Annotated in this window: 23 protein-coding genes and 2 pseudogenes; 13 read left to right on the forward strand and 12 right to left on the reverse strand. The window is 57.9% G+C overall.

Features of this window, described 5'->3' with window-relative positions:
* A pseudogene (locus EOA19_RS29130) lies at positions 1–132 on the forward strand (IS481 family transposase); the annotation flags it as partial.
* A gap of 106 nt (positions 133–238) precedes the next feature.
* Here the strand turns inward: EOA19_RS29130 and EOA19_RS29135 are convergent.
* The 12 genes and pseudogenes from EOA19_RS29135 to EOA19_RS29190 form a co-directional block, all read right to left on the reverse strand.
* Positions 239–2,110 (reverse strand): acyltransferase family protein, encoded by a 1,872-nt coding sequence (locus EOA19_RS29135; protein WP_063169260.1) that lies wholly within the window; start codon positions 2,108–2,110, stop codon positions 239–241.
* An 83-nt stretch (positions 2,111–2,193) separates the two neighbouring features.
* Complete coding sequence (locus EOA19_RS29140) at positions 2,194–2,754, reverse strand: CpaD family pilus assembly lipoprotein (RefSeq protein WP_063169261.1); 561 nt, start codon at positions 2,752–2,754, stop codon at positions 2,194–2,196.
* Positions 2,755–2,766: 12 nt separating this feature from the next.
* Positions 2,767–4,188 (reverse strand): type II and III secretion system protein family protein, encoded by a 1,422-nt coding sequence (locus tag EOA19_RS29145; protein ID WP_063170365.1) that lies wholly within the window; start codon positions 4,186–4,188, stop codon positions 2,767–2,769.
* A gap of 71 nt (positions 4,189–4,259) precedes the next feature.
* Complete coding sequence (locus EOA19_RS29150) at positions 4,260–4,946, reverse strand: response regulator transcription factor (RefSeq protein WP_063169262.1); 687 nt, start codon at positions 4,944–4,946, stop codon at positions 4,260–4,262.
* Positions 4,947–5,751: 805 nt separating this feature from the next.
* Positions 5,752–5,920: pseudogene (locus EOA19_RS36135) on the reverse strand (transposase); the annotation flags it as partial.
* Between the two features lie 714 nt (positions 5,921–6,634).
* Positions 6,635–7,669, reverse strand: coding sequence for an L-threonine 3-dehydrogenase (gene tdh / locus EOA19_RS29160; RefSeq protein ID WP_063169264.1), 1,035 nt, complete (start codon positions 7,667–7,669; stop codon positions 6,635–6,637).
* 65 nt (positions 7,670–7,734) lie between these two features.
* On the reverse strand, positions 7,735–8,748 hold the full coding sequence (locus EOA19_RS29165) for an adenosine kinase (RefSeq protein ID WP_063170366.1): 1,014 nt from the start codon (positions 8,746–8,748) through the stop codon (positions 7,735–7,737).
* Positions 8,749–8,848: 100 nt separating this feature from the next.
* Positions 8,849–10,024 (reverse strand): methionine adenosyltransferase, encoded by a 1,176-nt coding sequence (gene metK, locus EOA19_RS29170; RefSeq protein WP_063169265.1) that lies wholly within the window; start codon positions 10,022–10,024, stop codon positions 8,849–8,851.
* A gap of 57 nt (positions 10,025–10,081) precedes the next feature.
* Positions 10,082–11,419 (reverse strand): serine hydroxymethyltransferase, encoded by a 1,338-nt coding sequence (gene glyA / locus EOA19_RS29175; RefSeq protein WP_063169266.1) that lies wholly within the window; start codon positions 11,417–11,419, stop codon positions 10,082–10,084.
* 37 nt (positions 11,420–11,456) lie between these two features.
* Positions 11,457–11,801 (reverse strand): helix-turn-helix domain-containing protein, encoded by a 345-nt coding sequence (locus EOA19_RS29180; protein WP_082826567.1) that lies wholly within the window; start codon positions 11,799–11,801, stop codon positions 11,457–11,459.
* Positions 11,802–12,857: 1,056 nt separating this feature from the next.
* Positions 12,858–14,792 carry an HrpF/NolX family T3SS translocon protein gene (locus EOA19_RS29185; protein ID WP_024505366.1) on the reverse strand — a complete coding sequence of 645 codons (1,935 nt, stop codon included), beginning with the start codon at positions 14,790–14,792 and terminating at the stop codon, positions 12,858–12,860.
* A gap of 301 nt (positions 14,793–15,093) precedes the next feature.
* Complete coding sequence (locus EOA19_RS29190; protein WP_024505367.1) at positions 15,094–15,792, reverse strand: secretin N-terminal domain-containing protein; 699 nt, start codon at positions 15,790–15,792, stop codon at positions 15,094–15,096.
* Between the two features lie 187 nt (positions 15,793–15,979).
* Between EOA19_RS29190 and EOA19_RS29195 the strand changes: the two genes are divergently transcribed.
* The 12 genes from EOA19_RS29195 (at position 15,980) to EOA19_RS29250 (ending at position 25,530) form a co-directional block, all read left to right on the forward strand.
* Entirely contained in the window at positions 15,980–16,489 is a 510-nt protein-coding gene (locus EOA19_RS29195) for a nodulation protein NolB (protein ID WP_024505368.1), read from the forward strand.
* Between the two features lie 9 nt (positions 16,490–16,498).
* Positions 16,499–17,362 carry a type III secretion inner membrane ring lipoprotein SctJ gene (sctJ, locus tag EOA19_RS29200; RefSeq protein WP_024505369.1) on the forward strand — a complete coding sequence of 288 codons (864 nt, stop codon included), beginning with the start codon at positions 16,499–16,501 and terminating at the stop codon, positions 17,360–17,362.
* Positions 17,307–17,993 carry a nodulation protein NolU gene (locus EOA19_RS29205; RefSeq protein WP_210326671.1) on the forward strand — a complete coding sequence of 229 codons (687 nt, stop codon included), beginning with the start codon at positions 17,307–17,309 and terminating at the stop codon, positions 17,991–17,993. The genes sctJ and EOA19_RS29205 overlap by 56 nt, the downstream gene beginning before the upstream one ends.
* Positions 17,990–18,613, forward strand: a complete 624-nt coding sequence (gene sctL / locus EOA19_RS29210; protein ID WP_024505371.1) for a type III secretion system stator protein SctL — start codon at positions 17,990–17,992, stop codon at positions 18,611–18,613. Before EOA19_RS29205 ends, sctL begins: the two co-directional genes overlap by 4 nt.
* The gene (gene sctN / locus EOA19_RS29215; protein ID WP_063169268.1) at positions 18,610–19,968 is read left to right on the forward strand and encodes a type III secretion system ATPase SctN; all 1,359 of its coding nucleotides are present in this window, start codon (positions 18,610–18,612) and stop codon (positions 19,966–19,968) included. Before sctL ends, sctN begins: the two co-directional genes overlap by 4 nt.
* Positions 19,944–20,456 carry a hypothetical protein gene (locus EOA19_RS29220; RefSeq protein ID WP_063169269.1) on the forward strand — a complete coding sequence of 171 codons (513 nt, stop codon included), beginning with the start codon at positions 19,944–19,946 and terminating at the stop codon, positions 20,454–20,456. The genes sctN and EOA19_RS29220 overlap by 25 nt, the downstream gene beginning before the upstream one ends.
* An 89-nt stretch (positions 20,457–20,545) precedes the next feature.
* A complete protein-coding gene (gene sctQ / locus EOA19_RS29225) occupies positions 20,546–21,574 on the forward strand; it encodes a type III secretion system cytoplasmic ring protein SctQ (protein WP_095769044.1) in 1,029 nt (342 codons plus the stop codon).
* A complete protein-coding gene (gene sctR / locus EOA19_RS29230) occupies positions 21,567–22,232 on the forward strand; it encodes a type III secretion system export apparatus subunit SctR (protein WP_029354851.1) in 666 nt (221 codons plus the stop codon). Before sctQ ends, sctR begins: the two co-directional genes overlap by 8 nt.
* A gap of 2 nt (positions 22,233–22,234) precedes the next feature.
* The gene (locus EOA19_RS29235; RefSeq protein ID WP_024505375.1) at positions 22,235–22,510 is read left to right on the forward strand and encodes an EscS/YscS/HrcS family type III secretion system export apparatus protein; all 276 of its coding nucleotides are present in this window, start codon (positions 22,235–22,237) and stop codon (positions 22,508–22,510) included.
* An 8-nt stretch (positions 22,511–22,518) separates the two neighbouring features.
* The gene (gene sctT / locus EOA19_RS29240) at positions 22,519–23,337 is read left to right on the forward strand and encodes a type III secretion system export apparatus subunit SctT (protein ID WP_063169270.1); all 819 of its coding nucleotides are present in this window, start codon (positions 22,519–22,521) and stop codon (positions 23,335–23,337) included.
* On the forward strand, positions 23,334–24,371 hold the full coding sequence (locus tag EOA19_RS29245) for an EscU/YscU/HrcU family type III secretion system export apparatus switch protein (protein WP_024505377.1): 1,038 nt from the start codon (positions 23,334–23,336) through the stop codon (positions 24,369–24,371). Before sctT ends, EOA19_RS29245 begins: the two co-directional genes overlap by 4 nt.
* A 355-nt stretch (positions 24,372–24,726) precedes the next feature.
* Complete coding sequence (locus tag EOA19_RS29250; protein ID WP_024505378.1) at positions 24,727–25,530, forward strand: hypothetical protein; 804 nt, start codon at positions 24,727–24,729, stop codon at positions 25,528–25,530.
* Positions 25,531–25,875 lie beyond the last annotated feature (345 nt).

Below are 25,875 nucleotides of genomic sequence, written 5' to 3' on the forward strand. Positions count from 1 at the left end.
CATCGTGCCGCCGAACTGCCTGTCTGGCTGCACAGATACAATTGGCATCGTCCACATGGCAGCCTAAAGTCAAAAACGCCTATCAGTCGCCTCGCCCTGATCGAGGACAACCTGTTGAAGCTCCACACCTAGGTCACTATCGGGGGGCCTTAAACCTGAACAGCTCCATCGTCGCGGCTGCTGCGGAAGCAGGAGCTATCACTGGGACCCGTACTGGTGCTTGTCAGCCGCTGAGCCGCTACTTCGTCTTAGGAAGAGCATTGTCCTTGCCAAAAGCCGGCCAGTATTTCGAGATTGCCAGTGTGGCGCCGGCTGAAGAGAAATGACCATAGTCGAAATATAAAAACTCTCCTCTATCGAAATAGGCGCAGCGTCCTGCGCTGCACAGGAATTTCAGCGGATCGATGAATGTGGCGCCTTTGGTAAATGAGCGCACACGTTCGTTGACGTCGGGGTCCATCGCGATCGGCCAGGACGTATCGTCCAGATTTTGGCGCTTGGCGAAGAACGCAATTTTCCGGACGTCAGTTGGGAACTGCGGAGACTGGCCGATGACAAACACGCGCACGCCCAGGGCACGAAGCGTAGCGATTGTTTGCTGAAGACCGTCGAAACCTCTGACCTCATAGTCACTCCATCTACCGCTGAGGATAACCGTCTTGATGTCCGCTTCCAAGATGACGTCCAAGGCCTTGCGATTGAACCGGACACAATCAAGACGATCGTACGGGTAGTAATAGAGTATCGGCGCGCAGCTGGCGTACGTATATTCAACGATGTTCGCCTGCAATCGATTTATGTTAGCACCCAAGCCGGAAACATAGTGCGCGGCGAAGGAGTCGCCCCACAAAAAAACCGTTGTTGGAAAACCGCTGGTGCGCGTGCAATCCTCCATATTCCAGCTTTCGATCCGGCTGGTGCCCTCGTTGAAACAGATGCCATTCCTCCAGTCCCCGACGGAAATGCGCCGCTGGACATAGTCCGGAAACCGTTGCGGAAAGCCGTTGCCGAGCGCCCCCGCCGCTCCGCCGGCACAAAGGACAACGATCGCGAGCGCTGAAAAGGCGAAGATAGGCCCCGGGGAGGTGAAGGCCCTCTTCTGTCGAAACGGCTGCTCTACAAACTTCCAGGAGAATGCAGCCAATGCGAGGCTTGCCACCAACATCGCACCGGTCATCAACGGATCGAGTTTTTGGAACGAAAGATAGTGCGCGAACGCATTGAGAGGCCAGTGAACAAGATACAACGAATACGAGATGAGCCCAATCCAGACCAGCGGCCTGACTTCGAGCATGCGGGTGGCGACCGTCGAGGGGGTATTTTGGCCAACATAGATCAGAAGGGCCGTTCCGATGCATGGATACAAGGCGTTGTAGCCTGGGAACGGATCACTCGCCGAAATCGCGAAGAACCCGATGGCGAGAAGGCCAAATCCGGCCACCCCCACCGACTCCATCAGGAGTCGGTTGCCCAGCGGCGAGGGGCATTTGAGCATGAGCAGGGCGCCCAACATGAGTTCCCAGATTCGGGTCGGCAGCAGATAGAATCCGGCGGTGGGTGCCAGCGATGTCGCCATCACCGCCACTACGAAGCTGCAGAGAATTATCGGAAGAAGTGTCGTCAGCCAGCGCTTCCCGATGTAGCGATAGATTAGGAACATCAGGATTGGTGCGAAGATGTAGTACTGCTCCGCTACGGAAAGCGGCCAAGTGTGCAACAGTGGTAGAAGCGCGGCATCGATAGAGAAGTAACTTGACGTTTTCCAGAAGAAAACGTTCGACCAGAAGGTCGAGGTAGCTATGATGCTAAGACTGAATCCGCGCAGATCCGGTGGCAGAAGAATGAACAATGCCGCAATGCAGGTGAGAAGCATCACAAAGACGAGCGCCGGCAGAATGCGCCGGGCACGGCGCCAGTAGAAGTTGACGATGGAAAATTGGCCGCGTTCAAGGTCATCCAGGAGGCTTCCGCTGGTTAGGTAGCCGGAGATGACGAAGAAGATATCGACCCCGCTAAAGCCACCCGGGATCGCCGAAATTCCGAAATGAAAGAGTACGACCGGAAGTACAGCAACGGCCCTAAGGCCCTCGATATAGCGCCTATATTGCATCCAGCGGTTCCTTTTATTTTAGATCAGGACGCGATTGGAAGCTTTCAATCTCCGGTAGGAGTGCTGCCGAGATAAGGGCGGTATCAGCCACCTTTATCCGTCCCGAATGTTCTGTAAGTTGCAACTGGTACAGAAGCACGATCGCCATCGCCGGCCTTGACGGCCTGATTGTCGAGCAGATCGCGCGGATCGTTGACCATCACGGCCAGGTTATGTCCTGTCGAACAACCAAGCGGCTGTTTGAAGGATTCTTCATTGGGTAAGGCACCATATGAGGGACAGACCGGCGGACGGGCGTGATAGACAATCGCCTCAATTCGCACTGAGCCGGCGTCGTGTTGATCGCGCAATTGAATGTTGTCTTCTTCGATTGCCAACTGCCTGGCCTGATGGGCTACCCCTGCGCTGAGCTGGGGCGAACCGCTGATGAGGAGGTGGATGGCATCGAACCGGCCGCGACTGGCCTTGTCTAGGAAAACACGCAAACGCTGCCGTTCGGAAGCGCGCAGGCTTTGCAACGTCAGGACGGTGGTCTCCTCTCGGACAAGCATTGGTGCCGATGGTTCGACATCAACTGGCGTAGTGCTTGTGCAGCCACTTACGCTTGGTGCCAGAGCGACAAAGAGGATTATAAAACGCAACATCTTTGGATGACACTATTCGATGATGAAGCCGAGACCGCCCTGGGCGCTTGGCGCGCCCGCACGGATAGCAGCGCGGTCTCGCGGGGGACTTGTCACGGAATTCGTCGGAGCGCCCCCTCCGTTCAAAGCCGGTGCCGCCCGCTCGGTCGGTGCGCTCATCTGGTTTGGGTTGGAGCCTGGTCTTACAATGTAAGGCGTAACTAGAATGACCAGTTCTGACTCCTCTTTTTGAAACGAGGTCGAGCGAAAAAGCGGTCCCAGGATCGCCAGTTCTCCGAGCCAGGGAAAGGCCCTGACATCATTGTTGACGTTCCGCCTGATTAGACCGCCGATTGCGAAGCTCTGGCCGCTGGCGAGTTCGACGACCGTATCGGCTCGGCGCGTGGAAACTGCCGGCACGGAAATTCCGTTGATTTGCACGGCACCTTGCGTCGACAGTTCACTGACTTCGGGCGTTACGTGAATGTTGATTTGATTGTTGCTGAGAACTGTCGGCACAAATTCCAGACTGACGCCGAAGTGACGGAATTCAACCGATACCTGCCTGTTTTCCTGCAGGACAGGAATGGGAAATTCGCCGCCCGCGAGAAAGCTGGCCTTTTCACCCGACATAGCGGTGAGGTTCGGCTCAGCCAGGACGGAAGCTATATGCTCCTTGGCGAGCGCGTCGAGAACCGCGCTGACGTTGACGGCACCGTTGTCGAATCCGATTTCTGCTGTACCGCCACCCTGGGTTGAACCAGACCCAGCGCTTGCAGCGCTTCCGCTTAGAACGCCCACTTTGAAATTGCCGATTTGACCGAAGGCGGACAAGTTGACGCCGAGTGACTTCATGGCGCTGCGTGAGACTTCGGCTACGCGCACGCTGAGGTTAACTTGCAGGGATCCAGCGACCTTGATGTTGTTGACGACTTGCGCTCCGTCGCCCAGATATTGCTCAGTGACTCTTTTTGCGGTGTCGGCGACCTCTGCGTCGGGCGCCGTCCCGCTAAGGATTGCGCCGCGCGGCGTATAGTTGACGCGGATGGGATAGTCGCCGACCTGCTCCCGCAACATGGCGCGTAAATCCCCGATCGGTTGCGTGACAACGATACGCAATTCGGCGAGAGGCTCGCCATTGCCATCCAAGGCGAATAGGCTGGTCCGCCCCGATTTCTTGCCAAAGACGAAGATTGTTTTGCTCGATGGCGCCTGAAAATCCGCGATCGTGGGGTCAGCAACAAAGATGGTCGTGGCTGGCCCGGGCAGATGAACGGTCTCCCCGAGCGAAGAGGAAAGGGTCAGCGTGGCGTTGATGCTATTCGAAGCCGCATGCGGCGGGCCTTTGTCCTGCTTGTTTTGCGCCGCGACACCAAGTGGGAAAGTCACAATAAGCGCGCAGAGGAGATGGCCCAGGTAACGGGGCACTGCAGGTCTTGTAACCTTGTTGGCGATCGCCCGCCAATTGAGCGCAGCGCAAGGATGTTGAAGGATCAGCAAAATAGATCTTCTTTCGATTCGACAAACTATGCGGACGAGGCGTCAGTCAATTCTAGGATGTAACCAATGCCTCGGATGGTCTTGATCCGTGGCGTTGCACCTGATCTGGTCAGATGTCCCCGTAAACGATAAATTCCGACTTCAAGCGCGTTGGCAGACACGTCGTCGTTGAATGAATAGAGGTGATCTTCCAATTGCGCACGGGGCACGATGCGGCCTGCCCGGTTAAGCAGGTGCTCTAGAACACAGAGTTCGCGACGTGCGATCATCATTGGGTGCCCATCAACGAAAACCTGGCGGGCGACCGGATCAAAGTCGAGATTGCCAAATACGAGCCTCAGGTCGGTCATCTGTGTCGCCCGGCGCAGAATGGCTCTCATTCTGGCAATAAGCTCATCGGTAGAGATGGGTTTGAGCAGAAAGTCGTCCGCACCACCGTTGAAGATCGCAATTCGCTTATCGAGATCGTTAAGGCTGCTCATAATGACGGCAGGAACTGAATGCCCGTGGGTCCTCAACTGCCTCAGCCAACCCAAGCCATCGCCATCTGGCAGAGCCAATTCCAGCAGGAGAATTTCATAGCTGGCGCAAGAAAATGCACTCGAAGCCAGTTCCAGAGTACCAACGACATCAACGACGAAGCCGCCATCCCCGAGCGCAAGTCGCATGGCGCGCGCAAGATCCGCATGATGATCCACGAGCAGCGTTCGCATTTCATCTCCTCTCGAAGAGGGACGGCCCATCGAACGCGTCACCGGCGGCCATCTGATCGGAGCACACGGCGCGCAACTCGTCGCAGCTCTCGGAACTGGTCCGAGTCGGAGGGACATGCAAGTCGCTCGGTGGCAATAGGCGCGGGTGAGGACCAACTGACGGGCTCAAATACGCCGGTCGGCGAACCCACGAGGCCAGCAACCCGCGTGCGATTTCTCGTTGCATCATCTCTCCTACGTGCAGCCCCTGCGCTCGCAAGGCAGCGTCGCGGCTCAGAGCCCGATTCCCACAGAGGGTAGGGTTAGCTTTCGAGAAACTGATTGAACAAATCGATTATTTGGATCGAATGCATCCACGGTATGGATGCAGCGCACCATCTTCAACGACTGCGGCGTCCTGATGCACTGTTGTGTCTGTCGTGCTCTGCTTTTTTCGCTGTCCTTCAAGGCTGGCGAGCCTGGTGGAACCTGCGCGTCATTGGCTTGGTAGCTTGAATGCTCAACAACGGAGCGCCCTGCGCAAAGCCGCTCTCATTTCCAAAAAGCCTTGCAATCTGGTTGGAGCACTTCGCGCTCGACACCAAAATAGGCGAGGAAAACTGACGTCTGACAGGGATGTACATGCAACAGCCGATTTGCGGCACCAGCAAACGACCGCGTTCAGGCTGAAGATCGACGACCAACGGCTCCTCGATTTCCGCACTTTTACAAGCTCTTCCTGTGCGGGCGGATGCCGGCAAACAGCAGCACAGGGTCAGCGAAACCGGGAGCGGGCCTGCTTGATCGCCATGATCACATTGCCGCTGTCGCGCGTGCGGAGCGGAATGCAATCGGTCCAGCCGGCGGCAATCCGGTCAGCACCATCGTCTGCACGAAGCTCCCTGACGAAGACGTGCCCGAATGCGCTCAACAAAGCCGGGCGGCGGATCTTTCCAATCGCCGAAGGTGCGGGCTGGCACCGAGCGGCGAACTGCGAACTCATTCCTGCCCGGCGGCGCTGGCCGCCGCGAGCGTCGATGCGGACCCAGCCGCTCCGAATCCTCCCACAACACGATGAGCGCGTCGCGGACATCGCTGCCGTAACAGCGGCTGCGGCTCTTGCCCGCAGACGGCCTCTGCTCACGACGGTTCATAAGACGGATCGCGCGCTTGCGAATAATAGCCGGTTACCGCCTCGAACTCATCCAGAATGCGCCGCTTGTCAACGCCGCAATAAAGCTCCACGATCGCCGCTTCACCGTGTCGCCATGCTGAGCCGCGCCATCCTTCCCCCGAACCGGAATGGCACGACCTGTCCATCCCCTTTGGAACAGGACACTATTGGTAACATTTTGCTTGAGGCAATGCGGCTCGTTGCCTTCCTTTTCGCTGACCGGAAGGGTACCGGAAGTCGTCTATCGCATCTTACCCGCTGAAAGCGGCAACACCTCGACCTCAATCGCAGATCATAGGAAATAGACGATCGCGTCGGGGCCTCAGCATCGGTTCACCGGGTTTCCGTCATCGACTGAAGCGAATTGCCCCATCGACCGTCACCGGGTGGGCCGCGATACGTCGCCGTATATGATTAGCGAGCGCACGTAGCGGAGCCATAGCTCTCCACCCAGCCATGTTCCCCTAGTTGGAAAATGTCCGGCGGACCAGAGGTGCTGTCGTCAGCTTTTCCTGAATAGCGGCCAAGGCAATCCCTACCAGTCCATCACCACCTTGCCGGAACTGCCGCTCTTCATCGCATCGAAACCGATCTGAAAATCGTCGATGCCGATGCGGTGGGTGATCAGGCCGGAGACATCCAGCGGACCCTGCACAAGCGCGATCATCTTGTACCAGGTTTCGAACATCTCGCGGCCGTAGATGCCTTTGAGATGCAGCATCTTGAAGATGACCTTGTTCCAGTCGATCTCGAAGCCGGTCGGCGCGATGCCCAGAATGGCGATCTTGCCGCCATTGTTCATGGTGTCGATCATGTCGCGGAAAGCGGGGGCGGCGCCTGACATTTCGAGGCCGACGTCGAACCCCTCGGTCATGCCGAGCACCGGCATGACGTCGCGCAGCTTCTCCTTCGAGGCGTCGACGACATGCTGGACGCCGAGTTTCTTGGCTAGCGCCAGCCGCACCGGGTTGATGTCAGTGATGACCACTTTGCGCGCGCCGACGCATTGGGCGACGAGCGCGCCCATGATGCCGATCGGCCCGGCGCCAGTCACCAGCACGTCCTCGCCGACCAGATCGAAGGACAATGCGGTGTGGACGGCATTGCCCAAGGGATCGAAGATCGCGGCAATCTCATCGGGCACATCGTCGGGGATCGGCACGACATTGTGCTGCGGGATCGCCAGATACTCGCCGAAGGCGCCTGGACGGTTGACGCCGACGCCGAGCGTGTTGCGGCACAGATGCCCTCGCCCGGCGCGACAGTTGCGGCAATGGCCGCAGACGATGTGGCCTTCGCCCGATACACGCTGGCCGACCTTGTATTCGGTGACCGCTGCGCCGAAATCGGCAACGGTGCCGACGAATTCATGGCCCGTCACCATCGGCACCGGCACCGTCTTCTGCGCCCACTGGTCCCAATTGTAGATGTGCACGTCGGTGCCGCAGATCGCCGTCTTCTTGATCTTGATCAGCACGTCGTTGGGGCCGATTTCCGGCACCGGCACCTCTTCCATCCAGATGCCCGGTTCGGCCTTGGCCTTCACAAGCGCCTTCATCATGTTCGACATCAGGATTTCCCTATTCCGTGATTGCGCTTCTGGCGAGATAGCCTGCACAACGGGAAGGTAGGCCACTAACTCGTTTGAACGTCCGGAATGGTCAGCCCCGCCTGCTCAGCCTCGCGGCGCAAATTCTGACGGGGCCTGGGGCCGATCTGCTGGATCACCAATCCGGCTGCCAGTGAGCCAAGGTCGCCGCAAGTCTGCAGGTCGCGGCCTTGCGTGTAGCCATGCAGGAAGCCGGCGGCATAGAGATCGCCGGCGCCCGTCGTGTCGACCAGTTCCTTGATGGCGGTCGCCTTGATCACCACGGTCTCGTCGCCGCGCACGATCACCGAGCCTTTTTCCGAGCGGGTGACGGCGGCGATCCGGCAATCCTTGCGGATCTGGGCCAGCGCCTCGTCGAACGACGATGTCTGGTAGAGCGACTTGATCTCGTGGCTGTTGGCAAAGACGATGTCGACCGTGCCCGAGCGCACCAGGTCGAGGAATTCGTCGCGGTAGCGGTCGACGCAGAACGAATCCGACAGCGTCATCGACACTTCTCGGCCTGCCGCGTGCGCCAGCTTCGCCGTCTGGCGGATTGCCTCCTTGGCGCGCGGCGGGTCCCACAGATAGCCTTCGAAATAGGTGACCTTGGCGCCGGACGCCTTGTCGGCTTCGACATCCTCAGGGCCAAGCTCGACGCAGGCGCCGAGATAGGTGTTCATCGAGCGCTCGCCGTCGGGCGTGACGAAGATCATCGAGCGCGCCGTCGGCGGCTCACCCTTGAGCGGCGTGGTGCCGAAGGCGACGCCCTGCGCATGGATGTCGTGGGCGTAGATTTCGCCCAGCGCATCGTTGGAGACCTTGCCGAAGAAGGCCGCGCGGCCGCCAAAGCTGGCGACGCCGGCCGCCGTGTTGCCGGCGCTGCCGCCGGACGCTTCGATCGCCGGGCCCATGCGGCTGTAGAGCAGTTCGGCGCGTTGTGTGTCGATGAGGTTCATCGCGCCCTTGATGATGCCGTTGGTCTCGAGGAATTCCTCGTCGCACTGGGCGATGATGTCGACAATGGCATTGCCGATGCAAAGCACGTCATAATCCGGCATCAAAATCTCCGCCAAAACCCGAGCCGGCTTCTTGCCACGCCGGCCGGGCGTGGTCTCGCGAGTTGAAATGGGTTGCCGCATGCGCTTGATCCAGCCGCCCTCACGCAGCTGCCGGTCCGGCTTCACGCAGCAAATCGTCAGCTTTGTCCGTCTTCTCCCAAGTGAACTCAGGCTCTTCACGCCCGAAGTGTCCGTATGTCGCCGTCTTGCGGTATATCGGCCGTAAGAGATCAAGCATCTTGATGATGCCTTTCGGTCGGAGATTGAAAACCTCGAGAACAAGGCGCTCGATCCTTTTTTCCTCGATCCTTGCGGTTCCGAAGGTATTGACCATGACAGAAACCGGACTGGCCACGCCGATCGCGTAGGCAAGCTGAACCTCGCAGACCTCCGCAAGGCCGCTGGCAACGATGTTCTTCGCGACATACCGGGCGGCATAGGCCGCCGAGCGGTCAACCTTGGATGGGTCCTTGCCCGAAAAGGCACCGCCGCCGTGACGCCCGGTCCCACCGTAGGAATCGACGATGATCTTCCGTCCTGTGAGGCCGCAGTCGCCGGCAGGCCCACCGACCACGAACCGCCCTGTTGGGTTGACCAGAAATCTGATCCCCGAAGTATCCAGGTGGGCCGGCAGGACCGGTTTTATGATCTCCTCAATGACGCCTTCGCGGACCGTGGCTTGTGAGACCGCTTCGTCATGCTGCGTTGACAGGACTATGGTATCCAGCGCCACCGGGCGGAGCCCTTCGTAGCGTACCGACACTTGAGATTTCACGTCCGGACGCAGCCAGCCAAGCTGTCCCGCTTTCCGGACCTCGGCCTGTCTTTTCGTCAAATGGTGAGCGAGTTGGATCGGCAGGGGCATCAATGTATCCGTCTCGTTGCATGCGAATCCAAACATGATGCCCTGATCCCCTGCCCCTTGCCCGAGATCCTGCCCTCGTCCTTCATCAACGCCCTGGCTTATGTCGGGCGACTGCTCGGTGAGGGCCAGAACGACGGCGCAACGTCGACCATCAAAGCCAATCGCATCATCGTCGTAGCCAATATCGAGTATCGTATCGCGGGCGACTTGGCTGTAATCGATGTGGGCATGGCTGGTGATCTCGCCAGCCACAACGACCATCCCCGTCTTCACCAACACTTCACAGGCGACGCGCGCCTTCGGATCGGTGCGCAGGACCGCATCGAGAATGGCATCGGAGATGTTGTCTGCCATCTTATCGGGGTGTCCCGCGCCGACGGATTCGGAAGAGAACACGAACTGCCTGGTCATAAAAATGCCCTCGCTTCAAGTGCTGGAGTTAGTGAGGAGTTTCTGGATTGGGGTGGCTTATCGGTCGGGGATGCCGGGAACATCGAACGCAGTGCAGAAGTCGGCAACGTCTCTTCGTACGCTCGCATGAACTTCCTGGTCATCGGGCTGGCGGCAGACCGAGTCGATGAAAGCGGCGATCTGCACCATCTCCGTTTCGCGCATGCCCATGGACGTCACCGCTGGTGTCCCTAAGCGGATGCCGCTTGTCAGCGCCGGATGCCGCCGGTCGCCCGGGACCATATTGAAATTCGCAATGATGCCTGCACGCGATAAGCGCTCCGCATAGGCTTTGCCTGACAGCGACCGGTCCCGAAGATCAAGGATCAGCATGTGATTGTCAGTGCCCCCGGTGACGAGTTCATAACCTCGCTCCAGAAGTGCCTGGGCCAGAGCCTTGGCGTTGTGGACGATCTGCTGACCGTAGACACGAAAGGACGAGTTCGCTGCTTCCTGCAAAGCGACGGCAAGCGCGGCGATAGTATTCATATGCGGTCCGCCTTGCAGAAGAGGGAACACGGCGCGGTCTATACGTTTGGCCAGATTGTGTTTGCTCTTCGGATGATGGAGGGGCTGATAACGGTCTTCATTCCTTGATAAAATGAAGCCACCCCGGGGACCGCGGATCGACTTGTGAGAGGTGCTGGTGACCACATCGCAATGGGACACGGGGTTCGGATGCACTCCTGCGACAACCAGGCCGCAGATGTGGGCGATGTCAGCCACCAGATACGAGTTCACCTCCGAAGCAATTTCGGCCATTGCCGCGTAGTCAAAAATACGCGGATAAGCAGTTCCGCCGACCCAAATTAGCTTCGGGCGTTCCCGCTTGGCGGTCTCGCGCAAGTGGTCATAGTCAATTTGCTGTGTCTTTTCGTGCAGCCTGTACGGGACGCGCTGATAATCGCTGCCGGAAAAATTGACGGACCAACCGTGAGTCAGATGGCCGCCTTCGGGTAAAGGCAAGCCCATGACTTTGTCACGGGGGCTCAAAAGCGCGCGATAGACAGCCTGGTTGGCTGGCGAGCCTGAATAAGGCTGGACGTTGGCATGTTCACTGCCAAATAGCGCTTTCAGGCGCTCGATCGCGAGGGTCTCAAGCTCATCGACGATCTCGTTTCCGGCGTAGTAGCGCGCACCGGGGTATCCCTCGGCATACTTGTTGGTGAAAATCGACCCGGTCGCTTCCAACACCGCCGAGGAGGCAAAGTTCTCGGAGGCGATCAGTTTGAGAGTTGTCCGCTCCTGACGCTCCTGTCTTAGAAGCAGTTCGTGAACGCGGGAGTCGACGGCGGCTAAGTGAGGCCGCCCGTAAGTGTCGGGCTGCGCGATGGCGCCGCCGGCGGAGTTATCCATGGTAGTCGCGCTCCATTTGGACTGATCTATTTCACGATCAAGCAGGCGGTCCCTTCAACCGCGCGTCTTGTATTGCTTCCAGGCGTTGTAGGTCTCTTTTATGATGGCCATCATCGTGGGGCAGGAGATCGACCACCAATTGAGCCAGCTCGCCATCCTTGCCTCCTGCTTGCATATGGTACGAAGACTGCGGACGTTGTTCGTTGCAGCAAAGAAAGTTGGCTCTGACCAGCCGCCGAACGTGGCGTCGAACCTGCTCGCGAGGCAGACCGGTAATATCGGCCAGCTCGCCGACGGTTAGATCCGCATGCGCGCAAAGGCCCAGGATTCGAAGGCGATCAAGATGCGCTGCCGTCCTTAGGCGATTTACCAGTGTCAACATTGGTTAGCATCAACCCGGACGGGATGCAGCAAGCCGCTAGCCCTTCTATCCCCATCAATCCGCATGAGACCTCTCTCGTCATTTGCTGTAAATCCGCTGGTATGGATGCTAATGGAAGATAGATCACAGTCCTTTCTACGACTAAGACGCCAGATATTGGGGCTAATGTACCACCTGACAGGAGACTACACTCACGAACATTATGTGAATTTTTTTTAACGTTGCTGAGAATCAAGGGGGAGGTTTGGCGAATGTCTCGCCGTCGACTGTCGAATCCTGCCCGACGGGATTATAGGGTGCGTAGCCTGCTTGTCCTTTCCACATGACCAGCGACGATGGGGCGAAGGCGGCAGACATAGCTCTGGAGCATGCTGCGGTATCTTTGGCCTGAAGCCGAGGAAGGCGGACCGTGGCTTCCGCGCCGCTGCCGGGAGCCCGCGAACAGGCCAAGTGGATCAGCCGGGTGTTGCCGTCATAGAGCGTGAGACCCAAAGCTGGCCAGCCGCGCCCTGAGGCTGACGCACCGCTCAGCGTCCACCTTGCTCTCGAAGCCCATCGGCATAGCGCCGATAACGACTTGACCGCGTGCGTGTCGACGAGCGATCGGTGAGCGCAAGGATCGAGGGTGCAGTGCAGGATAATGCTGTTTTAAATCAGCGCTGTTTTCAGCCGACTGCCTTGAGCGTGGCACGAGGATATAGGCCCAAGGCAGGAGATCATCGTCTGCTGTTCGGGAGGCCGCCCTGGGCGCGCGACAGCCGTTCCTTCGGCTGCGCCGCTCCGCCACCATCCGCGCCGTGCCTTCCGGAGACCATTCCCGCTACCGGCCGGCGCCCGTGAAAACCTCGACCCGGCGCACCGGCTCGAGATGGCTGGGCTCAGCGTAACTCTGAAGTCGTCATATACCGAAGTCTTCACAGACTTCGGACATCCCCCTCACAGTCCGATCCAGATGGCGTCAGGAACACCGCTTGCGTTGATGCGGATGAACCCCTGCTTGTGCCACAATGACCCTTATGTCAGCGCGCGAGCCAAAGCTTCCGCGCAAGGCGACGGCTAGGATAAGGCAATGCCGACGAAGGGCACATTGCTTGCCACACTCTGGAATGATGGCATGCTCGGAAGGCCTAGGCTTTGCTCAGGGCCGCCTGCAAGGCGCGCTTTGAGGTTATTCACATAGCCTTCTGCGTAGTCCTGCGCCGTCGAGACCGAAAGATCAATGCCTGCCGCCAAGGCCTCTTCCATCAGGTGCTTTACGAGCCCATTTCGAATGGCCAGCTTGACCTCGGGGCCTGCGATAAGGCCGATCGCCTGCGCGGCCATATTGAGGCCAGCTTCCTCCAGCGCTCGCTTCATATCGCCTCCGTTAATGGCCGTACGCAGGAGATTGGCTGCTTGCGACTCAGCCTCGAGAACCATCGAGGCAAGATCGGCTACTTGTCCGAGGCCCGGAATGAAGCTGAGCAGTCCCACCGCCGTTGCCGCCAAGTCGAGCACTTTCGTCTCGATTTTGAGCACGGAGTCGACGACGTGCATGACGGCCCCGCCGTTCTTTTTGGCTGACTTAATGTCAGGCTGGTCCATCAGGCCCATCTTCATGTCCGCGACGGCATTCTGCTCTTCTGCGGTTTGGGCGCCGTGGGTGATTGGCTGCTGAACGTTGCGGTTCGCAGACGACATGTTTGTGCAAAAATGGGCAAAGTCTTTTTTGCTGATATTGCCGGAATCAACCGTATGCCCGCCGCCAAAGTCGAAGAATTTATGATGGGTCTTATAGCCCGTGATCGAATTGTTCAGGAGGCCAAACAAAAGAGGATCTGAAAGGAGCTGAGAGGCTGCTTCCCGCACTTTCGGATCAAGGCTCTTGTCGTCTTTCATTTTCGCCAGTTTGTCGCGAGTCAGAACACCGCTTCCAAAGAACGTGTCCTGATGGTCCTTGATCATCTCGACCGTATTCAGCTCAGTTTGCGTGAGGCTCATCGACGATGAGGCGACTTGCAGGAAATCCTCTTTGTGCATCTTCCCTTTCGAGCCACCGCACAACTGGTTCCAAGCATCGGGGTGATCGAGGAAATATTGCGCCGCCGCAATGACCTGGGGCGGAAATTTGCCGTTTTTCGATTCGCCGCCGACCATTTTCTTGAACTCATCCAGACTCAGGTCCTTGGACAGATTTTCGGAGTACCGGTAAAACTCCCGCAAGGCATCGCTCAAGGTCATGACCGAAGGCTGCAAACCTCCGCTGCCGTCGGATGGTATGTAGTTCTGCTCGTAGCTTCGCGCTTGGGCTTCCTGAAATGCAGCAACTTGTGGGTGGTGGTTTGAAAATCCGGCCAAGTCCTTGGCGTTGATCTTGCCTCCACAGCGGCCGTCGCCCTGCGAGCCAATCGCATAAAAAAGTCCCGAATCCTGCTGCAGTCCCTGGATCGCCGCTTTCAGATCCGGTGGCGTAGAGGGATCATTGGCTTTGTCGGTCAACGACTTCCAAGTAAGCGGGCATTGGTCCTTGTGACGGTTGAGTACCGCAACAATCTGCAACTCAGCCGTGGTCAGCGACCCACCGTTCCACGTGATTCCGGGGCTCGGCCTGGGAGCCGGCTCGATCTTCGGAGTGACGCCGAGCAGATGTTGGGCTTCAGTCGCCTTGGAGCGTTGCGATTGGTCCTCCTTGAGAGCCGCCCTCATATTTGGCGGCAGCAGATCCAGTGGGTGTTGCTCCAAGCCATTCAATGTCAAGACATCCGGTGCCAGATGGCCCAAAGGGTCCTGCCGCAATTTATCCATTGTCGAATCAAGATTCGACGCTGGCAGATCCCCTTGCGCGAAAGAGCCGGGCTTGTCTGCCAGCACACAAGTGGACAGCATCGCTTCGAAGCACGATGCACTTTGCTGATGCTGGGTCGCAAAATGGGAAACTTTCAGGCCCGGCCAACCCCTTGCGGACTGTAGCGAATTTGAGCGGTAGAAAGTTGAAAGATTACTGGCCGACATTATGCATCCTCAGACGTGACGTTGAAATCCCCACAAGAGACCCCGACAGAAGATCCCTTGCGTTTCACAAAATTCGACAATTCCAAGCGTCGGCAGGTCACGAATGCGCCTGCCCTGCCTTCAATTGCTGTGTTCCGGGCCGGCTCCAAGGTTCGGTCCAACACAATGGCCGGAGTCACCGCGAGAGCTGCCGGGACTCATCATGAGCGGATTAGCTTTCGAGAAACTGACGAGTTTGCGAAGAGTTCACAAAGGGGTAGCCGCAGTCATGTTCTTCAGAGCTGCGGGAAATCCTCAATGTTCATTTCTTGCCCAGCTCAGGCTTCCCGCCAACGCTATCCTGTTGTGGGATGTCAGAAGAATAAGAAGCATCCGGTCGTCCGTCGCGAACGACCGTAGTGGAGGAGCCGCGAAACAAGATCAGCACTGATTCCTTTGGCGTTGCCGCTATGTGAGTCTGCGCCTGCGCCTGCGCCACCAAGCCGTTAAAGGTCTGCTCCACGAGTGCGACGAAGCGCGGTGGACCGGAAACGAAGACGAGGCCATTGCCTGGCACGGGTTTGACCACATAGCGCTCGTCGGAGATATCAAGCTTGTCGAGAGCCCCCTTGAACGCATCGAAGCGAATCGACGTCATCAAAAGCATTCGAGTTTGCGATTCTTGTGCAGCAGACACATAGAGCACAAGGCCGTCATAGTACCATTGTAGACCGTAAAGGTTCGTCAAGCGGTCGAGGAACGCGCGCGGTGGCAAATCAGGCATACGTCCGCGAATTCGCCCCTTCACCGCAGGACTGATGTTGACCCTGATATTCAGGTTGTTGCCGAATTCCTGCAACGCTGCAGCGAGCTCCTGATCCAGAACCGTGTATCTATAGGGTGTCGCCGGAAGGGACAGCGGGACTGCATGCGCCGGGTGAATCCCGGTGGACAGAAAAAACCCGGCACAAAGAAGTCTCAAAACATGCAGGGTGACGGGTTGGATAAGCGTTCTCGGCATGTCGCACTGATAAACCAAACGCTGAAATCATCACAAGTGACTAAATTGCCGAAGAGATTTTAGATTGTCGAAATGACGCCGCCGTTAGTCAGCTTGTTGTCAGCTTGCCCCCCTAGGAGTGTTGCGCCGACACCGGGTGATGAATGGGCGGGGCTCGCCCGGTCAGAGAGAGCAACCGAGTCCTTACATGATGATGCCTGTCACGTCGATCTCTGCCACTCTAACGGCTGGCCTCCCCAGGGTCGGATCACCGTCGATTGTCGAGCAGGCCCAGTTTGAGCGCGCCTTAGGGCATGCAGCCGACTCGCTGAAAAACGATGCCGCCGCGGGGCCAGCGAGTGCGGCGCCAGTTGCTGCGGCGATGGATGTTCAGCGCGCGGCTGCGCCGACGAGCGGCATGGGCGATCGCGTGTTGCAGACGATTTCCTCCCTATATCCACACAACACTGTTTCCTTCCCCGCGCTCGACCATGACATAGCCCTTTCGAAGGGCGCTCTACCGGGACCGGCGCAGAAGCTTCCCGTTCCAGGTGAGGCGGGAACCGGAATCTCGGGCATTCCCCAACAAGGGCAAGACTTCGAAACGATGATGGCTGGTCTTCGGGATGTTTACAACGGCGTCACCCAGGTGGCGCTTATCTCCAAAGGCGTCAGCGGCGTCACATCATCCGTGAATAAACTTTTGAAGGAAGGCTGAACCGCGCGCATGATTGGCTTGGCCGAGGGCGAAATCATGCGTGGCCTGTCAGGGTGGCGGTCGGTTAGACTTGTCATGCTGCCAGTTCTCGTCGCCCTCACTGCTTGCAAAGCCGACCTCTACACGCAATTGCAAGAGCGTGAGGCAAATGAAATGCTCGCACTTCTTGAAGACAACGGGGTCGCCGCGATCCGGGTGGTCGCCAAGGATGGAACCAGCACGATCCAGGTTGACGAAAAGCTGCTCGCCTTCTCAATCAACCTTCTGAACGCCAAGGGGCTGCCGCGCCAATCCTTCAAGAACCTCGGTGAGATATTCCAAGGATCAGGCCTGATTGCCTCGCCGACCGAAGAGCGTGCCCGTTACGTGTATGCCCTGAGCGAAGAGTTGTCGCGGACGATCAGCGATATCGATGGCGTTTTTTCTGTACGTGTTCACGTCGTGCTGCCGCATAACGACCTTGTGCGAGCCGGTGCCACGCCATCCTCGGCCTCGGTGTTTATCAGGCACGACGCAAAAACAAATGTCGCGGCTCTGCTGCCAAAGATAAAGATGCTTGTAGCCGACAGCATCGAAGGCCTGTCCTACGATAAGGTGGAAGTGGTTTTGGTGCCGGTAGAACGTTCCGCACACGAGCAACGGCCCGATCCGACTGCTGTTTTGCCACAAGCATCACTACCTCTTCCTGCGCCACTTCTGGCGACCGTAACAGGTTTTGCCGCAGCCGTATTCGCCGTGGCCTGTTATCTCTTGATCGGCGTTGTTACGCGTCGGCGCAAGCAATCAACCGGCGTTTCCAAGGTCGAGGGGCGCCGGGATGCTTCTGCTGTCGAGGCCATTCGCAAAAGAATGCCTGCAATTGGACGTGGGTGACATCTCATTGCCAATGCCTATACAGACCGCCCGACCTGATGGTCCGCACTTTCCGGGCGCGAGCGAGCTTGCGGCTTCGGCCCATCCAACCCGTCTTGCGGCGCGTCTTGATCCAGCGTTATCGGCCGAAACGTTAGTGAAGTTGCAGAAGTGTTCCAGACTGCATCCAAGGCTGGCAGAATTGCTGGGCAACGATGACGTGGATCTGAACCACATCGGCTGCAGGCCGGACCTTCTACGCGGGCATGATCCATATCGAGCGACCCTTCTTGCTGGTAGTATCTGGCATGCCCGTTCGCTGGTCGCGTTTGTCTCTCAGCCTGAGCTTGCCATCCTTGTTAAACGCATCGGCGTGGATGCACACGCATTCGGAATCCGACACCTGCTGCATGCTGTTGACAAAAGACTGATCTCGGACCCAGAAAAACTCGCTCAGCAAATCGAATACGATGGACACGCATGTCTTGGAGCTTGGCTCCAGGACAGTTCAGCGACCGAGCGTAACCGCGTGCTTCTTCGATTGCCCGAGGGGACTGCCGCGGAGACTCCAGCACATGAGCATTGGACCGCCGCCGGCCAATTGCTTTCACTTGTAGTAGCTCATTTTGAGACAGAGACCCCGGTGAAATGACAGTCGAACTTTCCGAGGGGCCAATAGCGCCGCAGATGCGTCCAGTCGGACCACTGATACCCGCGAGCGAGCTCGAAACCTGGCACAGCGCCGCGCAAGCCCTTGCCGCGGCAGAACGGCATCGGCAGCGCGTTCGAAACTGGGCACGCGCGGTTTACCAGCGGGCGTGGGCGCGCGGCCACATGGAGGGCTCGAATGCAGGCACCGAGGAGATGGCAGGGTTGATTGCGGAGACAATCTCCGAAATCGCGCGACGAAAGGCGGCTCTGGAGCAGGAATTGCCGCAGCTCGTGATGGAAATATTGAGCGATCTTATCGGCGCTTTCGATCCGGGCGAGCTATTGGTGAGGGCTGTTCGTCACGCCATAGAGTGTCAATACAGCGGCGCCGACGTTTGCCTTCATGTTTCTCCCATGCAAGTCGACATGCTTGCACGAGAGTTTGCTCGATGCGACGGCCAGGATGGTCGACCAAGGGTGCGGATCGAGCCCGACCCGACATTGTCGCCGCAACGCTGCGTGCTGTGGAGCGAGTACGGCAATGTTGACCTTGGACTTGACGCCCAGATGCGCGCGCTGCGCCTTGGTTTCGGGACGCTCTGTGAGAAAGGCGAGCTATGAGAAAGCCCGTCCCAGAACATAACGCTGACGCCCACACTCGAGCTCTCGTTCCAGCAATCTCGTCTTTGAGGGCTGCGGCCAAGCGAATTGACACGCGTGCGGTGCGCGGTCGGATCACGCGGGCTATCGGCACACTGGTTCATGCCGTCTTGCCAGACACTCGTATTGGGGAACTTTGCCTCCTAGAGGACCCGCGAACCGGGCTGTCGCTCGAGGCCGAGGTGATCGGCCTGTCGGGTGATGGTGTATTGCTGACACCGATCGGGGACTTGGTGGGCCTATCCAGCCGCGCAGAGGTCGTGGCCACTGGCCGAATGCGTGAGGTGCCCGTCGGCGGCGATTTGCTCGGTCGCGTGATCGACAGTCGTTGCCGCCCATTGGACGGCAAAGGCGAAATCAAGACCGTCGAAACTCGGCCCCTGCATGGCAGAGCCCCCAATCCGATGACGAGGCGCATGATTGAGCGGCCATTCCCGCTTGGGGTCCGTGTCCTCGATGGTCTGCTGACGTGCGGCGAGGGCCAGCGGATCGGGATTTATGGCGAGCCAGGTGGTGGCAAGTCGACGCTGTTGTCACAGATCGTAAAGGGTGCCGCCGCTGACGTCGTCATAGTGGCGCTCATAGGCGAACGTGGACGGGAAGTTCGTGAATTCATCGAAAGGAATCTTGGTGAAGAGGGCCTTCTCCGTACGGTCGTCGTGGTTGAAACATCCGACCGCTCGGCGGTAGAGCGTGCGCAATGCGCTCCAATGGCGACTGCGCTCGCGGAATATTTCCGCGATCAAGGCCTACGCGTTGCTCTCATGCTGGATTCGCTGACGCGCTTCTGCCGCGCTATGCGCGAAATAGGCCTTGCTGCGGGTGAGCCGCCGACGCGACGGGGCTTTCCTCCTTCCGTTTTTGGCATGCTGCCAGGCCTGCTCGAGCGCGCCGGCATGGGTGAGCGGGGCTCAATCACGGCCTTCTATACGGTGCTTGTAGAGGGTGATGGCACGGGTGATCCAATCGCCGAGGAATCGCGTGGTATTCTCGATGGCCATGTCATCCTCTCACGCGCTATTGCGGCGCGATCGCATTTCCCCGCTATTGATGTGCTGCAGAGTCGCAGCCGCGTCATGGATGCAGTCGTTTCGGGGACACATCGCAAGGCAGCATCCATTTTCCGCGAGCTCCTGTCGCGCTATGCCGAGACCGAGTTCTTGATCAATGTTGGCGAATACAAGCCAGGTGGAGATCCCCTGACTGACCGGGCTGTCGCGTCAATCGACGAACTGAGGGAGTTTCTGCGCCAGAGCGAAGATGACGCGTCAGATTTCGAGGAGACGGTCGCATGGATGTCGCGTCTGACCGCGTAAACTGGATTCAGTCTTCGAGTATACGGCTTCTGAAGGAAATGCAAGAGCGTCGTGCCCTTGGCGAGCTGTCCAAGAAGGAAGCCCAGCGCGATGTGGCCGCCTCAGCCGTACAAAATGCCTCTAGGGAGCTTGCAATGATACAGCAACATTGTTCAAGAAAAGAAGCAGCGCTCTATCAGCATCTGATGTCACTCGACAACTTGTCTAGCGCAGCGCTCGACCGTCACCGCCTTCACACTGAACAACTTGCCGCTGAGATCAATTCCAGACGGCAGATGCTTGATGATACCCAAATCGCTCAAGAGGAGGCTGAGATGGCGGCGTCCAGGACGAGGGAGCTATGGGTCATATGTTCGGCGGCAAGGGACAAATGGCAACAAATCGAGGACGACGTGCGGCGCGCCGTCGAGACTCATTCGGAGGCCGCAGCCGAGATCGAGGCCGACGATGAGATACTGCTGAAATATGCGAGGGGGTCGCTTGCCTAAATGCCGCGCAACCGGATCCGACGGTCGCAAGAGGTCGTCCGAATGACACGACCGTGCAGTCTTTGATAGGCGCTGCGGTCACACCCGCCATGTTCGAACCAGTTCTGAAACTGTCCCACACGGTTGTCTCGTGGCTCAATGATACAGCAGCGCCGCGCACGCCGTTTCAAAGCCGGATCAACGAGGTGCCGCTATCGGTGCGAACGGCAGGGCTTGTCTGGCAGCAGGAACCTGCTGCCATTCCGATGCTTGACTGCGTCTGGAGAGTGGGAGCCGAAACGGTCATCTTGTCACTGTCGCGCCCGCTCGTAGAGGAGTTCATCACGACAGTGCAGAACGGCTTGGCCTTCCCTTCCGAGCCAACTGCTTCGCTAATTCTCGAACTCGCTCTGGAGCCGCTTGTCACTCGACTGGAGGAGACGACGCGTCTGAACGTGCAACTCGTGCGGGTATGCGAAGCCACGATGCTGGCTCCTCATCTTGAACTCGACATCATTTTCGGCGCGGTCAAGGGCAAGGGCCGTCTATTCCTGTTCACGCCACTTGACGGCTTAGTACCGCCTGCGTTTCGCGCGCTAGGCGAACTGCTTGCCCAGTTGCCGCGGCAGCTGGGCGGGCTGCCTCCAGAGCTCCCGCTCATTGTTGCAGGAGAGGTCGGCACGCTTCGCCTTCCTGCGGCGCTTCTTCGAAGCGCATGTGTCGGTGATGCATTGTTGCCCGATATTGCGCCGTTCGGCCGCGGCCAGATCACCCTAGCTGTCGGCCAGTTGTGCGCCGAGGCGGATCTTGACGGCGATGAATTAATCTTGCGGGGGCCTTTCCGCCCGCGACCGTGTCCTTTGGAGAGTGCGCATATGACACAACCCGGATCGCAACTGGAGCTTACTAAGGATCTCGACGATGTCGAGATCGTGCTTGTCTTTGAATGCGGCCGCTGGCCTATTTCTCTTGGGGAATTAAGAAGTGCCGGCGAAGGGCATATTTTTGAACTTGGATGGCCGATCGACGGCCCGGTCGACATAGTGGCCAATGGTCAGCGTATCGGGCGTGGCGACATTGTCCGCATCGGAGAAGAGCTGGGCATCAGGCTCCGTGGCGGGTTTGCATGCAATGAGTGAAGCTCAGCCGACAATCCTGGCGCTTCTTGCGGTTACCGCCGGACTCGGTCTGCTGGTTTTAGCAGTTGCCACGACAACGGCCTTTGTAAAGGTATCAATTGTTCTTTTCCTCGTCCGCAATGCGCTCGGGACCCAGACCATACCACCCAATGTGGTGCTGTACGCCGCGGCGATGATCCTCACTATGTTCGTTAGTGCGCCCGTTGCTGAGCAGACCTATGACCGCATGTCGGATCCCAAGCTCCACTATCAGACATTCGACGACTGGGTAAGCGCCGCTAAAGCCGGAAGTGAGCCCTTGCGCGAGCATCTCAAGAAATTCACAAATGAAGAGCAGCGGCGATTTTTCCTATCTTCGACAGAAAAGGTCTGGCCAGAGGAAATGCACGCTGCAGCCACGCCTGATGACTTTGCAATACTTGTACCATCTTTCTTGCTATCAGAATTGAAGCGCGGATTTGAGATAGGATTTCTACTTTATCTGCCTTTTATTGTTATAGATCTGATAGTGACAACTATCTTGATGGCAATGGGTATGTCGATGGTCTCACCAACTGTTATATCTGTTCCGTTCAAGATCTTCTTGTTTGTTGCCATTGATGGTTGGTCAAAATTGATGCATGGGCTTGTGCTGAGTTATACGTTACCGGGAGGCTGATCATCACTGAATCCAGCATCATTACTCTTATGAGCCAATCACTGGTGGTTTTCATGATCTGGATTCTACCGCCGCTCATTGCATCAGTGGTTGTCGGCCTCGTCATCGGCATCCTCCAGGCGGCGACGCAGATCCAGGATGAAAGCTTGCCGCTCACCGTGAAGCTTCTGGTCGTTGTCGCGGTGATTGGGCTGTTTGCTCCTGTGCTAAGCGCCCCGCTCATAGAGCTAGCCGATCAGATCTTCACCGAGTTTCCCGCAATGACACTTAGCTACTAGTCCGCCCCATGGACGCGCCATCGGCCGATATTCAAATTCTGATCCAGACGGCTTTCGAACTCGTCGTTGCGGCAGGTCTTGGGGCAGCCCGCGCGATGGGCATCATGCTGATCTTTCCCGTATTCACACGCTCGCAGATCAGTGGGCTGATCCGGGGCTGTTTGGCTGTTGGCTTCGCACTACCATGCCTGGCACACGTCAGCGGCGGATTGCCGGCGCTGGATCCTGATACGCGCCTGATCCAGCTAACCCTGCTCGGATTCAAGGAAGTTTTTGTCGGTGTACTCCTTGGCACTTTTCTTGGCATTCCGCTTTGGGGCCTTCAGGCTGCCGGGGAGCTTATCGACAACCAACGCGGCATCAGCAGCCCGACCGCTTCGGCCGATCCCGCGACGAACAGTCAGGCTTCCGCGATGGGCGTTTTTCTGGGGATCACTGCGATTGCCATATTCGTCGGATCAGGAGGCCTGGAAACTTTGATCAGTGTCCTGTACCGCAGCTACTTGATCTGGCCGGTGTATCAGTTTCACCCGACACTGAGCGGGCCAGGAGCAATGGAGTTGTTGGGGCTTCTCGACAGCATAATGCGCACGGCATTATTGGTTTCGGGGCCTGTCGTGTTCTTCCTGATACTGATTGATATATCGATGATGCTGCTGCGTCGCTTTGCCCCGCAATTTAAGGCGAGCCAACTGTCTCCGGCAATCAAGAACATTGTCTTTCCAGTTCTCATGGTCACCTACGCTGCCTATCTGGTGGAGAGCATGAAACTGGAGGTCACACGTGCCAACGGCGTGCTGGAGTGGTTCGACAAATTGCTGCCATGAGCGACACAAGTGAAGAGAAGACACACGCCGCCAGCCCGAAGAAGTTAAGTGAAGCGCGCAAAAAAGGACAGCTGCCACGTAGCTCCGATTTCGTCCGCGCGGTCGGGACTTGCGCTGGGCTCGGCTACCTTTGGCTAAGAGGCAGCGTGATCGAGGACAAATGCCGGGAAGCGCTCCTATTAGCCACCAAGTTGCAGAGCCTACCTTTCGATACCGCGGTGCCGCAGGCATTGGTTGTGCTCGTCCAACTCACAGTCGCGGCTGTTGGCCCGCTGCTTGGAACCCTTGTCGCCGCGGTGATTTTGGCCAGCCTGCTAGCCAATGGTGGATTTGTCTTCTCTCTGGAGCCGATGAAGCTCAGCTTTAAGAAAATTGACCCCTTTGAAGGGCTGAAGCGCTTGGGGTCTGCTCGTTCCATGGTCGAAGTCTGCAAGACCATGTTCAAGGTATTGGTTCTCAGCGCAACCTTTTCCATTGTCCTTCTCGGGATGTGGAAGACAATGGTCCCTCTGCCGATCTGCGGCATGGGCTGTGTTGGCCTCATCTTTATGGAGACAAAATTGCTGATGGGAATTGGCGCCGGCGCACTGCTGGTCGGCGGACTGATCGATCTTCTGCTCCAGCGCGCGTTGTATCTGCGCGAAATGCGCATGACCAATACCGAAGTGACGCGCGAGTCGAAGGATCAGCAAGGAGCGCCAGAGTTGAAAGGTGAACAGCGTCGCATCCGCGAGGAGGCGGCCGACGAGCCTGCGCTTGGCGTGCATCGCGCCACGCTGGTCTTAACAGGAAGGGCGGTCCTGATCGGTCTGCGTTACGTTCGCGGTGAAACCGGGGTGCCGTTCTTAGTTTGCCGTGCCGAAGGTGAGCGCGTTTCACATGTGTTGAGCGAGGCGCGGGCACTACGCCTGACGATCGTCCATGACCATGTCTTAGCGCGTCAGCTGATAGGCACTACAAAACTCGGCCACGCGGTTCCTATGCAATATTTCCAGCCTGTCGCGAAAGCATTCTTTGCCGCAGGCTTGGCCTAGTCATGGAAGTCCACGACTGCCCAGTTCAAAACTGACCTGGCTCCATGCTAGTGGCAAATGTCGGCTGGCCATCCGTGCCCCAGTGTCTCTGTCAGGCCAACCGCGCAACCGCGGGCCTGGGGCAATCACTCCCCTCGGATCTGCCACCCAGCAACTACGGCAAGTCCTCCGGGCATGACCTTGCAGCCTCTGCTGGCCGGTGCGTGGCGCAGTCCGAGGTTTTGAGGCCGGCAGTGCGGATTTGATTGGTGCAGCCGTTGGAATGCCCTCGTCAGCTAGTCGTCAACTAAGCGCCCTATGTTGAACAGCCGTGCTAACTTGAGCTCGGTTGCGAAACATAGGAGTACGAATCGTCATGTATGGTCGAATTGGTGGCTCATCCGATAGTTACCGCGCGCATAATGCCGGCGAGCAATCGGATGCAGGAAGCGAAGGGTTCGCGGACACATTTGCCCGAATGCACTTATCCGGATCGGAAGGTAGCGGCGCCTCATCATCGGCGGCTCCCCAAGCATACTCCCTCAATTCCCGACCTCCTGTGGTGGAGATCAACAGGACTTCCTTCAGGAGACAGGTGAGGCAATTTCATGGTGATGAAATCACGCACATCGCCGACAATCCTCAAGAGTATTCGGAGTTCGTATCGTCACGAGCCAGGCGCACCGCGGACGTTGCTCAGCAATATGGCATCCGTCGAGATACGGAGCACGCGCGATATTTCAGTTACCAATTGGGAGACCGGAGTGCCGGACTGCTGAGAATGGAAGGCGGATTCAGCATGAACGAGTTCGAATCGGAAAGTTGGCGGGAACAATTTCCTGGTCGAACTGAGGTCACTTCCATAGTGGATCTTCAAGTCGCCCATCCGCTCGTCGAAAATGCGGGCGATATTCTGCTGGAGCATCAACTTCGGATAGACGGCGACCGACCGTTGCTGAATTGGCGTGCGGCTAATCCGGAAGCACAAGCGCGCGCGCAGACGATGGGGTTTGTTGAAGTGGATCATGGCGACCTGGTGCTTGACCCTACGCAGCATCCCGACAAATGGACGAAGAACAGTGCCGGTGAGTGGCAGCGTGCAGGCAAACCTCCACTCTATCTCCACAAAACCGAGGATAGCGACAGCAGCGATAGCGGGTCCGACGACGATTTCATGTGATTTGTCGACCCGCCGCCGAGCCTTGCAACTGGTGACGGTTGCAAGGCTGTTGGCAGTGAATGCTAATTGTCCGGCGACAGCCCCGCCTTAGCGCCAGCGCCGCCGAGCAATCCAGCCCATCTCCCAGACAATAAACTGCGGATGCGCATCGTGGGTGCTTGCGAGCGGATTGTATTCGGGCCGGAACTCCGCCTCTTGGAACCGAGCTCTCCCGAATCCAATTTTCTCCACCACACCGTTGGGTCGTTGCGATGCGCCGATCCCGATCGGATCGGCTATGCCTGCTCCGCGCTCGCAGGAAGACCTTCCGCCTCGATCTTGGCGGCGCGATCTCGGCGATAAGTT

This window comes from Mesorhizobium sp. M7A.F.Ca.US.010.02.1.1 (assembly GCF_004023085.1).
Lineage (GTDB): Bacteria > Pseudomonadota > Alphaproteobacteria > Rhizobiales > Rhizobiaceae > Mesorhizobium.

Coding starts and splice junctions, on each gene's coding strand:
- EOA19_RS29135 (WP_063169260.1), bottom strand. CDS start 2,110: ATGCAATATAGGCGCTATATCGAGGGCCTTAGGGCCGTTGCTGTACTT.
- EOA19_RS29140 (WP_063169261.1), bottom strand. CDS start 2,754: ATGTTGCGTTTTATAATCCTCTTTGTCGCTCTGGCACCAAGCGTAAGT.
- EOA19_RS29150 (WP_063169262.1), bottom strand. CDS start 4,946: ATGCGAACGCTGCTCGTGGATCATCATGCGGATCTTGCGCGCGCCATG.
- tdh (WP_063169264.1), bottom strand. CDS start 7,669: ATGTCGAACATGATGAAGGCGCTTGTGAAGGCCAAGGCCGAACCGGGC.
- EOA19_RS29165 (WP_063170366.1), bottom strand. CDS start 8,748: ATGCCGGATTATGACGTGCTTTGCATCGGCAATGCCATTGTCGACATC.
- metK (WP_063169265.1), bottom strand. CDS start 10,024: ATGACCAGGCAGTTCGTGTTCTCTTCCGAATCCGTCGGCGCGGGACAC.
- glyA (WP_063169266.1), bottom strand. CDS start 11,419: ATGGATAACTCCGCCGGCGGCGCCATCGCGCAGCCCGACACTTACGGG.
- EOA19_RS29180 (WP_082826567.1), bottom strand. CDS start 11,801: ATGTTGACACTGGTAAATCGCCTAAGGACGGCAGCGCATCTTGATCGC.
- EOA19_RS29185 (WP_024505366.1), bottom strand. CDS start 14,792: ATGTCGGCCAGTAATCTTTCAACTTTCTACCGCTCAAATTCGCTACAG.
- EOA19_RS29190 (WP_024505367.1), bottom strand. CDS start 15,792: ATGCCGAGAACGCTTATCCAACCCGTCACCCTGCATGTTTTGAGACTT.
- EOA19_RS29195 (WP_024505368.1), top strand. CDS start 15,980: ATGATGATGCCTGTCACGTCGATCTCTGCCACTCTAACGGCTGGCCTC.
- sctJ (WP_024505369.1), top strand. CDS start 16,499: ATGATTGGCTTGGCCGAGGGCGAAATCATGCGTGGCCTGTCAGGGTGG.
- EOA19_RS29205 (WP_210326671.1), top strand. CDS start 17,307: ATGCTTCTGCTGTCGAGGCCATTCGCAAAAGAATGCCTGCAATTGGAC.
- sctL (WP_024505371.1), top strand. CDS start 17,990: ATGACAGTCGAACTTTCCGAGGGGCCAATAGCGCCGCAGATGCGTCCA.
- sctN (WP_063169268.1), top strand. CDS start 18,610: ATGAGAAAGCCCGTCCCAGAACATAACGCTGACGCCCACACTCGAGCT.
- EOA19_RS29220 (WP_063169269.1), top strand. CDS start 19,944: ATGGATGTCGCGTCTGACCGCGTAAACTGGATTCAGTCTTCGAGTATA.
- sctQ (WP_095769044.1), top strand. CDS start 20,546: ATGTTCGAACCAGTTCTGAAACTGTCCCACACGGTTGTCTCGTGGCTC.
- sctR (WP_029354851.1), top strand. CDS start 21,567: ATGAGTGAAGCTCAGCCGACAATCCTGGCGCTTCTTGCGGTTACCGCC.
- sctT (WP_063169270.1), top strand. CDS start 22,519: ATGGACGCGCCATCGGCCGATATTCAAATTCTGATCCAGACGGCTTTC.
- EOA19_RS29245 (WP_024505377.1), top strand. CDS start 23,334: ATGAGCGACACAAGTGAAGAGAAGACACACGCCGCCAGCCCGAAGAAG.
- EOA19_RS29250 (WP_024505378.1), top strand. CDS start 24,727: ATGTATGGTCGAATTGGTGGCTCATCCGATAGTTACCGCGCGCATAAT.